The organism is Legionella sp. PC1000 (genome assembly GCF_014109805.1).
GTDB lineage: Bacteria > Pseudomonadota > Gammaproteobacteria > Legionellales > Legionellaceae > Legionella > Legionella resiliens.
The window spans coordinates 1978375-1991350 of record NZ_CP059400.1 but is presented as its reverse complement, the minus strand read 5'-3'; the positions used below and the strand labels follow the sequence as shown (position 1 = coordinate 1991350).

Here is a 12976-nt window from a genome sequence, read left to right as displayed (position 1 = left end):
ATTAAAACTCCTCTTAAGCAGATCTGGTTTCTTTTTCTTTCTTCATCAAAACAGATTCAGTAGTGATCGCTTGTTTTTGACGAGTAATTAAATTTCTAATAATTGCATCATTAAATTTGAATGCATTTTTAATTTCTTCCAGAGCTTCAAGGCTACATTCAATATTCATAAGAATGTAATGTGCTTTATGTACATCACAAATTGGATAAGCTAATTGACGACGACCCAAGTCTTCTTTACGGTGGATCGCCCCACTGTGCTTACTTATGATCCCTTCATAGCGCTCTACCATTGCTGGTACTTGTTCGCTCTGATCCGGGTGCACAAGAAACATAATTTCATAATGTCTCATGATTTCTCCTTATGGATTAAAGCCTTCTGTTATTTATAACAACAGTAAGGCAAGGTTTAAAAAAAGCTGCTAATTATAACCATTTTAATCGCATCATACAATTATCAAACAATTAAAAATAATTAAATAACTGAGTTAAGCTAAAATCAGATGTCCTATGTAAAATTTTTTATTAATTTATAGTGACAAATATCCATGAATTGAGTTACCGTGCATAAGTTAAATGTCTTTGATTTATAATCAACTTATTTGAAAGTTACAGAGGTAATTAATGGATATAATTTCTCTTCAATTTGAAGAACCTTTAATGATTCATATTGGTGATACAGCTATTAAGATTTTAGCTTTTAAAACACAAGAACATGGAAATATAAAATTTGGTGTCGATGCACCCAGATCCGTGAACGTGCATAGAGAAGAGATTTTTCATGCAATTAAACAAAAAAAACTTTTAGAAACTGTTGAATAATATATCTAAAATGGGGCAGGTATCATCGCGTTCGATTATTTTTCTTTCCGGTTTAATTCTGGCCTTATCCTCTATTATTCTTTTAATAAACCATTTTTTTTTCAAATATCCAGGAAATAACTATTTTCCTGAAGACATCCCATTTCTTGCTTTAGTCTTAATTCTTTTGAACCTTGGTCTCATCCTCTATTTTCCTCAGGACAATAAAATCAGGCAAATTGGACGAGAACTAATTTACTATTTTGCGATAATGAGTGTAATTGCCATCGCAACAAATGCAGTGCAATTAACTCCATTTCCAATCATTGATCCATTTATCGTCATATTCGAAGAGAAGTATATGAATGTCTATATGGAGTCAATAGTATCCTGGACCCATAATCATCCTCAATTTAAATATTTACTGGGTGTAATTTATGACAGCCTTCCATATCAAATGAGTATTTTGCCTGTACTGATCATTATTACTCGTCGCTTCCATCTGATCAGAGAATATTATTTCTATATGTTATGCACGGTCCTAATTGGTTTTGGATTTTATTATTTTTTTCCTACTATTGCACCAGCAAGCGTCACCAATAGCCCATTCTTCATGCCTGAGCAAATTGCTACAGGCTTGAAATTCAATCAGATTCATAACCATGTTAATCCAACTACAAATGAAGGAGGATTAATAGCCCTTCCCTCTTTTCATGTGATTTGGGCAATCTTATGTGTAAATCTGCTTAGAGAATGGACCATTCCGTGTATTCTATTATCCATAATTAATTTTTTTCTTATTGCATCCTGTGTTTTATTAGGATGGCATTATTTAATTGATATTATCGGGGGATTTATTGTTTTATGGATTAGCTACTATGTGTTGAAATACTGTTCTCAAGAAAAAATATAGCCCATTTGTAGACTGGATCCGTAAAAATTCGTCTTGTTCTAAATTTTTCTTAGTAAACCTGTAGGATGAACAAGTTCATTTTGAATTATTTTCTTATTGTTTAAGTTAAGTACGTGATGACTACTTAACAATTTTTGCAGGGAAGATTGCAGTGTTACACCGCTCTGTTCACTTAAAGGAGGATGTATTTGTACTACCCATCCGCCTTCATATTTTCCAATTTTTACTGGTTCATTAATTACCCTGACTGGAGTTCCGATGGGTACCATTCGAAATAAATACTCGATATCAGCAGGATACATGCGAATGCACCCAGCGCTGACACGCTTGCCAATTCCATCAAGCTTATTTGTCCCATGAATAAGAAACGTTGGCCACCCCAAACGCATAGCATGTTGGCCTAAGGGGTTATAGGGTCCTGAAGGAAACTCATCAGGAAGAAAATCTCCATTTTTTTCTGCTTCAGCGCGCAGATTTTCTGTTGGGCGCCATTTGGGATTTGCTTCTTTGGCTACAATTTTGGTGACCCCTAGTGGGGTATTCCACCCTTCCCGACCGATACCAACAGGAAAAGTAATCACTACGTTCTCATTTTCTGGAAAATAATACAGGCGGTATTCTGCTAAATTAATCACAATTCCCTTTCTAGGAACATTAGGCAATATATATTGTGTAGGAATAATAAGTCCTGAACTAATTGCTAAAGAGCGCCGTGGGTCGATTTGAGGGTTTGTTCTGAGTAGCTCATAATATCCAACATCGAAACGTTTTCCTATCTCATCAATCGTTTCATTTAACTCTGATTGTGCATATTGAACCTCTCCAACTACATCACCTGTTGCAGGGATAACCAAGGTGGTGGCATTAGAAATAGATACCCAAAAGAATTGTATAAAAATCAAGAAGAGCAACCTTTGTTTGATGAAGATCATTTTCAATGAATTATCCATAAACAGAGTCTGATGAAGATAAAGACGTAACCTGGGTTTCCGCTACATATCACCCAGGCTACATATTTCATAAAAATACCAAAAGTAAATTAAAAGCTTTCGTCTACTTTAAACCGCTCGCCATACTTGGACTCAAGGGTCTTAAATAAATTTTCCAAATTATTTGCTCCAAAATCCTTAGCATAGTTCATTGGACCGCCGCGGAACGGAGCAAATCCGGTGCCGAAAATCATACCTGCATCAAGCAAATCTGCATCAGCAACAACTCCCTCACGCAAACAAGCAGCTGATTCATTAACCATTCTTAGGATTAATCGATCTGCAATATGAGGAGGAATTGGCGTACTAGGTTGTTTTTTAATGGGTTTACCATTTTTGTACTGATATAACCCTTGACCTGTTTTCCGACCGAGTTTACCTTCTTTAACCATGTCACGCAGCCTTTGAGGTACAGTTCCACCAAAATGGGCTGTTAAATTTTCAGCAACAGCCAAACCGACATCTAACCCCACTGTATCTGCAAGTTCTACAGGTCCCATGAACATACCAAAAGATAAAGCTGCTTCATCAATAGTTTCAGCACTATATCCTTCATCCAGCAATTGGACACACTCCATGAGATAAGGCATTAATACGCGATTTACTAAAAATCCTGGGCTGGACTTAACCGGTAATGGGAGTTTGCCAATTTGATTGACAAAAGCGCAGGAATTAAGTTCAACTTTCTTGGAGGTTTGTGTACTACTCACTACTTCAACCAGGTCCATCTTAGCAACTGGATTGAAAAAATGAATTCCAACAAGGCGATTAGGATTCACCATGACACTACTCATTTCATCCAATGGAATACTGGAAGTATTTGTAGCAATAATGGCATCTTTTTTAGCAAGTTTTTCAACTTTTCTCATAATTTCTTGCTTTACAGCAAGATTTTCGAATACCGCTTCAATAATTACATCAGCACGAGCAATACCATGTCCTTCAGGATCAGGAATTAAATTATCCATCGCTGCTTGTATAAGACGAGGCTTGCGCAATTTTTTCTTATATAGCGCATGTGCACGGCCAATTGCCGGAGCAATTTGAGTATAAGATTGATCTTGCAAAGTGACTCGCAGGCCACGTAGAGCACACCATGCTGCAATATCGCCCCCCATGACGCCAGCACCTATAACGTGGACATGGTTTGCCTTAAAATCACTGCCTTTTGCAAAACCTTTCAAGCGTTCACGCAAGGTAAAAGCGCGGATTAAGTTTTTTGAAGTAATTCCAGTAGATACTAAACGTTCCACTGAGTCTATCTCTTTCAAATAAGCCCTATCCCCTATGCCGCCTTCTTTCTCCCATAAATCAACAATAGCATAAGGTGCAGGATAATGCTCTCGTCGCACTCGTTTCGCAATATTATGACGCATTAAAGCAGCAATAGGTTTTCTCAACCAAGCACTATTAGTCAGTCGTTGTACAAAGGAAGGTTTATGCTTTGGTGGTTTATTTTTAATGAAATAAACTGCTGCTCGTTTTAACTGACGAACAGGAACGACCTCATCAACCATACCTAAACTCTTAGCTTTTACCGCATGGACTGCATTTCCGGTAAGAATGATTTGTGATAAAGCGTTAAAACCACCGATCAATTGAGGTAATCGTACAGAGCCGCCCCAACCTGGATGGATACCTAACATCACTTCAGGCAAACCGATTCGAGTATCTTTTTCATCACTCGCAACTCGGTAGGTACAAGCCAAAGCCAATTCATAACCGCCGCCCATGCAAAAACCATCAATCATCGCAACGCTAGGAATTGTCAGAGCCTGTAATCGAGCAAATACAGCTTGTCCTTTTCGCAAGAAATCTACTGCTTGGGCTGGAGTCTCAAATTTTGAAAAAGCATTCACATCTGCGCCAGCTATAAATCCTTTTTCTTTGGCTGAATGCACAATTAAGCCTATAGCTTTTTTATCCTGTGAAATTTCATGCAGAAGGCTGTTGAGTTCATCTAATACTTCTTCATTAATGCTGTTTATGGATGTATCTTTTCTATCCAAGCCTAACCACAGAATATTGTCACTATCGCGTTTCAAGTCCCAATGTTTGTAATTATTCATGTCCTTTCACCTCAGTCACTCGTTCAAGATACATAGCCCCGCCCTGTCCTCCACCAATACAGATAGAAGCCATACCTCGAGACTCATTTCTCTGTTCTAATGATTTTAAAACGTGCAATACAATACGCGCACCACTTGCGCCTATAGGATGTCCTGCTGCAATTGCACCACCATCACGATTAAGCTTCTCGAGCGAAGGGCCTCCCCAGGCCTTTTCCAAACCTAACTGGGTGTGGCAATAATTCTCATCATTCCAAGCTGCAACGCAACCCAAAACTTGAGCAGCAAACGCTTCATTAATTTCCCAGCAATCCATGTCTTCAGGTTTTAATTTATGTCTTTGTAAGATAGGAGTTGCTGCATGTACGGGGCCAAGTCCCATTTGCGAAGGATCAAGTGCGGCCCATTGTGAATCCACTATTCTGCCTATAACCTGCAAACCATATTTTTTCACTGCATCAGCACTGGCCAGTAACAACAAACAAGCCCCATCAGTGATTTGCGAACTGTTACCAGGAGTTACCATGCCGTATTTTTTATCAAAAAATGGTTTTAGTTTCGCTAATTTTTCTACGGTTGAATCTGCTCGCAATCCATCATCTTGTGAATAAATATGTCCTTTAGAGCCAATAATCGGTGATACTTCCGACATCCTCTTTTCGTCATAGGCTTTTGCCAGTCTTAAATGGCTTTGATTGGCAAATTCATCCATTTGTTCACGAGTAATATTAAAGCGGTAAGCAACTTTTTCGGCGGTTTGTCCCATGTTCATACCCACTATAGGGTCAGTAAGGCCGCGCAGCAAAGCAATAACCGGAGCAAGATAGCTAGGTCTAAATTGTGTGATTAACCCTAATTTTTGGCCCATACTCTTAGCAGAGTACCAACTGGCCAACCAGGATGCCATTTTTTGATTGAACAATAACGGAGCATGGCTCATGGCATCTGTACCCCCTGCAAGTATCAAATCACTACGGCCACTTGCAATTTGGATGGCTGCATTATCCAATGCTTGCATCCCAGAAGCACAATTTCTCATCACTGTAAATGCAGGCACTTTATCACCACATCCCAGTCGCAAAGAAATTACTCGCGCAATATTTGCCTCATCGGGACTTGGCATTGCACAACCAATAATTACTTCATCCAACTCTGTTGGAGAAAAAGGCTGTCGATTTAATAATACCATCCCTGCAGCTACCGCTAAATCAGATCCAGAAAAAGGACCTATTCCCTTGGCCTTGAGAAATGGTGTTCGATTTCCATCAACAACATACACATCTCGACCATGTAAATTCGACTTCTGTTTCATCGATCCTCCTTATTTTTAAATTGCGGTTACATCACTGCAACGATGTTTCATTAAAAGAATAGATTACTCTCAATTATTCTTTACCAAATTGAGAAGCATACTTCCGTTGAGATACCCCGGATCCTTTAACTTAACGCCATACCTCTTCACTGATAGCAGCTCTGATTTATGAATGATAAAGAGTAGCAGTAATCATGAAAATTTGGAAATTTTTATAAAGCATTACATAAAAAATTATTAAACTAACTTGTTGAAAAAAATGAATACTCTAAGATTGACACAGCAATTTACCCTTCTTTGGATAATTATAGTTCATATTGCTGTATTTAAAGTTTCTTTCCTATGCATCCCATTTTAATTTATAGATAACGCATATTGACGGCATCAAAATACCTGATATACTGCGCAACCATTGATTGGAGAGATGGCCGAGTGGTCGAAGGCGCTCCCCTGCTAAGGGAGTATGGGAGAAATCCCATCGAGGGTTCGAATCCCTCTCTCTCCGCCAGTCAACGCGCCCGTAGCTCAGTTGGATAGAGTATCTGGCTACGAACCAGGGGGTCGGAGGTTCGAATCCTTCCGGGCGCGCCATTTTAACATAGTAAAATCAATGCATTAGTCTTTTACTGTGTCATAAAAAACCATCTACTGTGGCATAAACGTGTCATAAACTCGTTCTGCAGCTATTTTTAAATGCTCACTTGAAAGGTGAGCGTAACGTAATACCGTTTCATAGTTAGACCATCCTCCAAGTTCTTGTAACTCGTGTAAGGCCGTTCCATTTTGCACATGCCAACTAGCCCATGTATGTCGTAAATCATGCCATCGAAAATCATCAATATTCGCTCTTTGTAGAGCCTTCCTCCATGCATGATTATTACATCGAGTTACAGGATTACCCTTGTATGTAAATACATACAAGGGATGTTTACCTTTTTGGGATTGAATAAGTGAAATAGCTTTTTTATTCAAAGGAACAGGAATTGCTCTTTTAGTTTTAGACTCATCAGGATGAATAAGAGCATGTCCTTTATCCAAATAAATTTCACTCCATTTTAACTGAGTAACATTCGATTCACGTAGACCAGTACATAAAGTAAAGGCTGCCATACATTTTAAATGTTCAGGCAATTCCTTTAATAAACGTTCAGCCTGTTCCTTAGTTAACCACCGTATTCTTCTATTTTCTTCTTTTCTCATCCGAATAACTGGCACAGATTCTAACCAACCCCATTGTTTATGAGCTCGATTTAAAATTGCCCGAATTACTTCCAGCATTCGATTTACTGTAGAAGAAGTTACACCAGTTTTTTCCTTTTTTTGTGCAATGGATTCAATTACATCTCTATCCAAATCAACTAACATAAACTTTCTTAGATAAGGATCAAGCCACAATAAGTGCATTTTATCCATCTCTAAACTTCGTTTATAAGAGGATTCGTCTAGCCATCGAACAACTGCATCCATCCATGATTTTTTAGGTAAGGACTTCTGAGTTTTCTCATTCCATAAATCACGTTTAAGCTGGTCGTGTACGCGTTGAGCGTCTTGTCTTACTTCAGTCCCAGTGCTTTTGCGTATACGTTTTCCTTGGTGGTAAATATCGGTCCACCAGATACCGTCTCTTTTATAGAGTGCCATATACCATTACTCCTTATATTGACACCCTGCGATGCATCACAAGTAGAGTACTTGTTTCTAATATACACCACAAGATCTTCTTCTATGAAACGCCAACCTCTACCTATTTTTGCGGCAGGGATTAATCCATTAGCAGCCATCCGTCTAATAGTTTCCTTATGAGCCCCTAAAAGCTTAGCGGCCTCGAGGATATTTAGAGTTCTGTTGCTTTTTGTATTGTTAGAGAGGAAATTATTTTGATTCATATTAATATCCATATTCTCGAATAACTCGATTCGTGCACTTATTACATCATATCGAGTATTGGCGAGCAATATAAATGTCTTTTATTTTTTAAAGGATTGGTTTAAATTTTTAAATTAGCTATACGTTTAACCCTTTTGTTTATACAATAAACTCAACTAGATTCATGGAGAAAAAAATGGATTTATTGGAGCAGATAGAAAATGCAGTTGGTAGTGAATTTATAAATACAAATAAACATATAGAATTGGCGTGTAGGGTTCAGGAAATGAGTTCCGAGCCACAACCCGATTCCAATAAAATAGTGGAAATTATATAGTTAATGTCAAAACTAATAGTTTGTGGATCAGGAATAAAATCTGTTTCGCATCTTACTGAAGAAACTAAATATATAATTAAAAATTCAGACAAAGTACTCTATTTAGTCAATGAGCATAATCTCAAGTCTTGGATTCAACGTGAATCTAAAAAAGCTGAGAATTTAGAGAAACTTTATTTCAATAGTGATAAGCGAATAGATTCTTATAGTAACATCACAAACTACATTATTAGCGAATACAATAAAGGGATAGTACTTTGTGTTCTATTTTATGGACATCCAACAATCTTTTCTGAGTCAGCCTTAAATGCTGTAAAAAAAATAAAAGAAGACAATGGAAGTGCCATAATACTCCCAGGAATTTCAACTTTTGATTGTCTATGTAGTGATTTAGAAATAGATCCAGGTGATAAAGGATGCCTTACTATGGATGCTACAGAACTGCTTCTCTATGAAAGAAACATTGATACAAATGCACATGTCATTTTATGGCAAGTAGCAAACCTCGGAATGCATGATAATAATCAAACGAGCAAAATTCAGGTTTTATTTGAATACCTAAATAAGTTCTACACCCCTGATCATTTCACTTATCTTTATGAAGCAGCACAAGTTCCCATGAAACAACCTAGGATTGAGCAAATTAAACTAAGGGACTTAATAGATTCAAAAATTAATCAAACCACAACCTTATATTTACCACCCGCTCATCGAAAAGAATTAAGTGAAAAGTATCTTCAACTTCTAGGTTCCGTGAACCAATTTTCTAGCGCATCCATATAAGCGCTCCGGCCAAATGTAAGAACCCGGAAAAAGCGGTCGTTGTTTTATCAAAACGAGAAAAAACACGCCGAAAGTGTTTGATTTTGGAGAAAAAAGCTTCAACTAAAAACCGCTCTTTGTACTGCTCTTTATCGATTTTTCTTGGGTTCTTCGCATTCTTTTTTGACGGAATGGTTGCAATACAGCCTTGACTCTCCAGTGTGTCAACAAGTGCCTGTGAATCATATCCTTTATCTGCAAGAACTATCGTGTCACGCTGCTCCTTCAATAGCTCTGCTGCTTGAGTAATATCGTTTCGATGTCCCCCGGTCAGGATAAACTTAATCGGATTCCCCAGTCCATCCACCAAAGCGTGAATTTTAGTGGTAAAACCTCCTTTACTGCGCCCCAATGCCTGAGCATCATTCCCTTCCTTGTCGTAACCAGATGCACACGCATGCGCGCGCACTATGGTGGCATCAATCATGACGGCTTGATCATCAACATCGCTAACTGAAGACATTAAGCCAGTCCAAATGCCGCGATCTGACCACATTTTATATCGCTTGTGAATTTTACGCCAATGTCCGTAATAGGGCGGGAGCAGGCGCCATTGACAGCCTGTACGTAATACATACCAGACTCCTTCCACAAAGCATCTTGTCTTCTCATTATTCTTAATGTGCAATCCTTTTACTCCTTGCAGAAAAGAATAAATTGTATCCCAGACTCGTTCTGATATATTATTATACATGTAGGCAGTTCCATTAGTGTTGTTAACGATCGCAATCGAATTTCACTATAAAAACTGCCTACTTTTCAAGTAATTAAAAAAATTGGTTCACGGAACCTAGATATCAATATCAAAGATTATCAACTATCTAGCAAGTCGAACACATCCTCGAAATAGCTTTGCATCACTAGAGAAATTCGTCGTGTTATCACAATAAGAATATAAAAAACGAGGATCCTCATTTAATAACTCAGTAGGATTTCTAATCAAATTTTGCCCATTTTCTTTATAATGGTAAAAAGTAAATTGCGTTTCTTTGCTTACTTTATGCAAAGTACTACCAAATGCATCCCCTTTCTCCTCTGTAAATTCCTCTTTATAGGCTAACAATACATTCTTTAAAGTTTCAAGCTCTGTTAACGTACTATTGCTTTGATTTGTTTTAAAGGTGTTTATTTTTGCAAATGGACATTGTAATGGATAGTAAACGCTGTCATTTTTTTCTTGTAGAGTTGATGGAACCATTACAGTAGGGGTATATTCAAGTCCATAACAAGTGTTGTATATTTTTTGAATATCACTAACAGGCAAATATTGCTCATCAACTGCTGGTTTCACTCCAATTCCAGAGCCCATACAAATATTAAAAATATATTTTGCTGTATCCATAATAAAGGGGGTAGGTCTAAAACGATTTACTTTCTTTGCACTTAAAAATAAATCATTGCAGGAGGCATCATAGGTATTTTTTGTTAATTTCTTACGCAGAGCTTCAGAAAAATAAAGTTTTACTTTCAACCATTTTTCATTATTTTTAACTTCTTCAATAAATTGCTCAGAAAAATAAAGAATCTGACTATTCCACCTTGCTGTAGTTAATTTTTCACTTAAAAGCTCTTTAAAAATACGATAATGCTCATAGGGAGATTTTGGCGGAGGGTGAGAAACATTAAAGAATTTTTGTATTCTGGAATGCTTTCTTTGACAACCAATATTGGGTAGCAAAAAGGAGGATAAAGCACCCGATGAAACAGAAAGGACGTTGTTATCTACTGTTTGGTCCTCATCAAAAACAATTTGCATATTGAAAATTGCTCCTGGACCTTGAACACAATCCGGAAAAATTCTTTCTTCCTCCCCAAAATAATGCCATTCGCAGAATTTGTCCAGAATCATCCCCAAAGGAAGACTATTTTTCCCATAACCTAAATGTTTAAATAACTCGTTCTCTAAATGAATACTATCAATTTTTTCTAAACTCCCTGATGGAGAAGGCAGATAAGCATGGTTTTTAATACCAAAATGCTCACCGAATTTATACGAAGCTAAAAAAAATGGGATTCGTGACTCAGATAAAAGTTCTTCAAGCACTTGATAAATAGAAGGGTTTACAACATTCACTCTATCTTTTATTTCATTCCATGAAACTTTTACTATTCGATTCATATCCATAACACTTATGATGCAGTTTACTGCAAATATCCTTATTTAAAAATTTGCATAATTGTAAAAAGGATTTAATAGTAGTCAAATTTAATGATAGAGTCACCCTCCTCAAGGATGTAAAAGGAAATAAATGTTTAGTAAATCACAAAGAATGCCTCAAGGAGTAACTTCTCTATATTTTATTCAAGCTTTTTCAACGTTTTCGTTTGCAGTGCTTTATTCTTCACTTTCACTGTATATCAATAAAAAGCTTGGCTTTTCTCAAACTACTTCTAATAGCATTGTGGGTTTATTCCTTGCCTTTAATTATGTTTTACATTTATTGGGTGGGGTTATAGGGGGAAAATATCTAAGTAATCGCAGTTTATTTTTAATTACTACTATAATCCAAACATTTGGTCTTTTAGTTCTTTCACTTGCTAATGAATCACTGCTGTATATTGGTCTAAGTCTATTTTTGATAGGCTGTGGTTTAAATACGACTTGTTATAATACCCTCCTATCTCAACTTTTTGGGCCAGATGATAGCAGAAGAGATAAAGCATTTTTTTTAAGCTATGCAGCAATGAATGTTGGATTTTTATCTGGCTTTATTACTAGCGGCTTTTATGACTATTCAAATAACTATCAGCATTTATTCTATATAAGCTCAGTAGCTAATATCCTAACTGTGTTAACCCTGATTTTTTGTTGGCGTAATCTTAAAGATAAAGAATTAAGAGGTTTTATAAACAGTAGAGAAAAACTTAGAACAAACATAACTAGTGTATGGGTAATTCTATTGCTTATCCCTTTACTGGTTTTATGTTTTCATTCCTCTTACTTGAGTAATAGTCTTGTGATTATTACAAGTTTGGGCATGCTTTTAATTATTCTTACCTTAGGTCTTAGACAAAAGAATCGAGAAGATAAGCAAAAAATCTTTATTTATTTAATCTTAGCAACTACCTCAATTATTTTCTGGATGATTTATTATACTGGTCCAATGGGTATTATATTATTTATTAAAAACAATGTTGATAAAAAAATATTCAATTATGAAATTGCTACACAATGGATTTTAAATATTAATGCAGTAATAATTATCTTCGGAGCTCCAGTTTTATCAATACTTATTAATAAATTTAAAAACAGAGGATATAATTTTTCTACTTCCACTCAGTTTGCTAGTGCTTTTTTTATTTTAGCTTTGTCCTTCCTTTGCTTAGCTTTTGCAGTAATATTTTCTAATAATCAGGGTTTCAGTAGATTATTCTGGGTCATACTGCATTTTACAGCTATAACATTTGCTGAATTACTTATAGGACCAGTTGGCTATGCAATGATTGGACGCATAGCACCTATTCAGTTACAAGGTATTCTAATGGGAACTTGGATGATGGTTTCAGGAGTTTCTGCCTCACTTTCACAATATATTTCTAATAAAATGGTGCATACCCAAGTAACAGATCCTCTTATCACAAATCCAGATTATCTTCATGTATTTTATCAACTGGGGATATGGGCATTAGCAGGTGGAATATTTCTATTAATCATTGATAGAAAAATTAAGAATCTTTTAGATGAGCCCTTACCTAGCAAAGTTATCAATGATTCAGTTGTGCAAATTTAAAATCAAAATATGACTATTCTTGATTCATTTATGCATTTTTCCTATAACATTTTCGAGGCAAATATTCTAATTTTTTAAATTATCAAAACAACTTACTCTTAATCAACGTAAACAACTATCGATTTTTTTGTTTTAGA

Annotated in this window: 13 protein-coding genes and 2 tRNA genes; 7 read left to right on the top strand and 8 right to left on the bottom strand. The window is 36.4% G+C overall.

Features of this window, described 5'->3' with window-relative positions; translation table 11 throughout:
• Positions 1-13 precede the first annotated feature (13 nt).
• Complete coding sequence (gene rpsF / locus FOLKNPGA_RS08710) at positions 14-352, bottom strand: 30S ribosomal protein S6 (RefSeq protein ID WP_182352661.1); 339 nt, start codon at positions 350-352, stop codon at positions 14-16.
• Between the two features lie 271 nt (positions 353-623).
• On the opposite strand from rpsF, the gene FOLKNPGA_RS08705 reads away from it, so the two are divergent.
• Both FOLKNPGA_RS08705 and FOLKNPGA_RS08700 read left to right on the top strand, forming a co-directional pair.
• Complete coding sequence (locus tag FOLKNPGA_RS08705) at positions 624-821, top strand: carbon storage regulator (RefSeq protein ID WP_182352660.1); 198 nt, start codon at positions 624-626, stop codon at positions 819-821.
• Positions 822-831: 10 nt separating this feature from the next.
• Positions 832-1713, top strand: coding sequence for a phosphatase PAP2 family protein (locus FOLKNPGA_RS08700; protein WP_182352659.1), 882 nt, complete (start codon positions 832-834; stop codon positions 1711-1713).
• Positions 1714-1751: 38 nt separating this feature from the next.
• On the opposite strand, the gene FOLKNPGA_RS08695 is transcribed toward FOLKNPGA_RS08700, so the two are convergent.
• The 3 genes from FOLKNPGA_RS08695 to FOLKNPGA_RS08685 form a co-directional block, all read right to left on the bottom strand.
• Positions 1752-2615, bottom strand: coding sequence for a L,D-transpeptidase family protein (locus FOLKNPGA_RS08695; protein WP_232890945.1), 864 nt, complete (start codon positions 2613-2615; stop codon positions 1752-1754).
• A 137-nt stretch (positions 2616-2752) separates the two neighbouring features.
• Positions 2753-4771: a 3-hydroxyacyl-CoA dehydrogenase NAD-binding domain-containing protein gene (locus tag FOLKNPGA_RS08690; protein WP_182352658.1), complete on the bottom strand. Its 2019-nt coding sequence runs from the start codon at positions 4769-4771 to the stop codon at positions 2753-2755.
• Positions 4764-6083 (bottom strand): acetyl-CoA C-acetyltransferase, encoded by a 1320-nt coding sequence (locus FOLKNPGA_RS08685; RefSeq protein ID WP_182352657.1) that lies wholly within the window; start codon positions 6081-6083, stop codon positions 4764-4766. The genes FOLKNPGA_RS08690 and FOLKNPGA_RS08685 overlap by 8 nt, the downstream gene beginning before the upstream one ends.
• Positions 6084-6501: 418 nt before the next feature.
• Here FOLKNPGA_RS08685 and FOLKNPGA_RS08680 point away from each other — a divergent pair.
• Positions 6502-6591 (top strand) — tRNA-Ser (locus FOLKNPGA_RS08680).
• A 6-nt stretch (positions 6592-6597) separates the two neighbouring features.
• Positions 6598-6674 (top strand) — tRNA-Arg (locus tag FOLKNPGA_RS08675).
• Between the two features lie 54 nt (positions 6675-6728).
• Here FOLKNPGA_RS08675 and FOLKNPGA_RS08670 read toward each other — a convergent pair.
• Together FOLKNPGA_RS08670 and FOLKNPGA_RS08665 are read right to left on the bottom strand one after the other, a co-directional pair.
• Complete coding sequence (locus FOLKNPGA_RS08670; protein ID WP_182352656.1) at positions 6729-7724, bottom strand: site-specific integrase; 996 nt, start codon at positions 7722-7724, stop codon at positions 6729-6731.
• Positions 7637-7969 carry a helix-turn-helix domain-containing protein gene (locus FOLKNPGA_RS08665; RefSeq protein ID WP_182352655.1) on the bottom strand — a complete coding sequence of 111 codons (333 nt, stop codon included), beginning with the start codon at positions 7967-7969 and terminating at the stop codon, positions 7637-7639. Before FOLKNPGA_RS08665 ends, FOLKNPGA_RS08670 begins: the two co-directional genes overlap by 88 nt.
• 176 nt (positions 7970-8145) lie before the next feature.
• On the opposite strand from FOLKNPGA_RS08665, the gene FOLKNPGA_RS08660 reads away from it, so the two are divergent.
• Positions 8146-8286: a hypothetical protein gene (locus tag FOLKNPGA_RS08660; protein ID WP_182352654.1), complete on the top strand. Its 141-nt coding sequence runs from the start codon at positions 8146-8148 to the stop codon at positions 8284-8286.
• A gap of 3 nt (positions 8287-8289) precedes the next feature.
• On the top strand, positions 8290-9069 hold the full coding sequence (locus tag FOLKNPGA_RS08655) for an SAM-dependent methyltransferase (protein ID WP_182352653.1): 780 nt from the start codon (positions 8290-8292) through the stop codon (positions 9067-9069).
• Here the strand turns inward: FOLKNPGA_RS08655 and FOLKNPGA_RS08650 are convergent.
• Both FOLKNPGA_RS08650 and FOLKNPGA_RS08645 read right to left on the bottom strand, forming a co-directional pair.
• The gene (locus FOLKNPGA_RS08650) at positions 9053-9802 is read right to left on the bottom strand and encodes an IS5 family transposase (protein ID WP_058441825.1); all 750 of its coding nucleotides are present in this window, start codon (positions 9800-9802) and stop codon (positions 9053-9055) included. The two genes, FOLKNPGA_RS08655 and FOLKNPGA_RS08650, sit on opposite strands and share 17 nt — an antisense overlap.
• 123 nt (positions 9803-9925) lie before the next feature.
• Positions 9926-11227, bottom strand: a complete 1302-nt coding sequence (locus tag FOLKNPGA_RS08645; RefSeq protein WP_182352652.1) for a hypothetical protein — start codon at positions 11225-11227, stop codon at positions 9926-9928.
• A 130-nt stretch (positions 11228-11357) separates the two neighbouring features.
• Between FOLKNPGA_RS08645 and FOLKNPGA_RS08640 the strand changes: the two genes are divergently transcribed.
• Positions 11358-12839, top strand: a complete 1482-nt coding sequence (locus FOLKNPGA_RS08640; RefSeq protein WP_182352651.1) for a peptide MFS transporter — start codon at positions 11358-11360, stop codon at positions 12837-12839.
• Positions 12840-12976: the final 137 nt, after the last annotated feature.

What these genes read in the sequence shown, in the direction of transcription:
- FOLKNPGA_RS08700 (WP_182352659.1), top strand. Translation starts at nt 832, where the DNA reads ATGGGGCAGGTATCATCGCGTTCGATTATTTTTCTTTCCGGTTTAATT.
- FOLKNPGA_RS08685 (WP_182352657.1), bottom strand. Translation starts at nt 6,083, where the DNA reads ATGAAACAGAAGTCGAATTTACATGGTCGAGATGTGTATGTTGTTGAT.
- FOLKNPGA_RS08670 (WP_182352656.1), bottom strand. Translation starts at nt 7,724, where the DNA reads ATGGCACTCTATAAAAGAGACGGTATCTGGTGGACCGATATTTACCAC.
- FOLKNPGA_RS08665 (WP_182352655.1), bottom strand. Translation starts at nt 7,969, where the DNA reads ATGAATCAAAATAATTTCCTCTCTAACAATACAAAAAGCAACAGAACT.
- rpsF (WP_182352661.1), bottom strand. Translation starts at nt 352, where the DNA reads ATGAGACATTATGAAATTATGTTTCTTGTGCACCCGGATCAGAGCGAA.
- FOLKNPGA_RS08705 (WP_182352660.1), top strand. Translation starts at nt 624, where the DNA reads ATGGATATAATTTCTCTTCAATTTGAAGAACCTTTAATGATTCATATT.
- FOLKNPGA_RS08640 (WP_182352651.1), top strand. Translation starts at nt 11,358, where the DNA reads ATGTTTAGTAAATCACAAAGAATGCCTCAAGGAGTAACTTCTCTATAT.
- FOLKNPGA_RS08660 (WP_182352654.1), top strand. Translation starts at nt 8,146, where the DNA reads ATGGATTTATTGGAGCAGATAGAAAATGCAGTTGGTAGTGAATTTATA.
- FOLKNPGA_RS08655 (WP_182352653.1), top strand. Translation starts at nt 8,290, where the DNA reads ATGTCAAAACTAATAGTTTGTGGATCAGGAATAAAATCTGTTTCGCAT.
- FOLKNPGA_RS08690 (WP_182352658.1), bottom strand. Translation starts at nt 4,771, where the DNA reads ATGAATAATTACAAACATTGGGACTTGAAACGCGATAGTGACAATATT.
- FOLKNPGA_RS08650 (WP_058441825.1), bottom strand. Translation starts at nt 9,802, where the DNA reads ATGTATAATAATATATCAGAACGAGTCTGGGATACAATTTATTCTTTT.
- FOLKNPGA_RS08645 (WP_182352652.1), bottom strand. Translation starts at nt 11,227, where the DNA reads ATGAATCGAATAGTAAAAGTTTCATGGAATGAAATAAAAGATAGAGTG.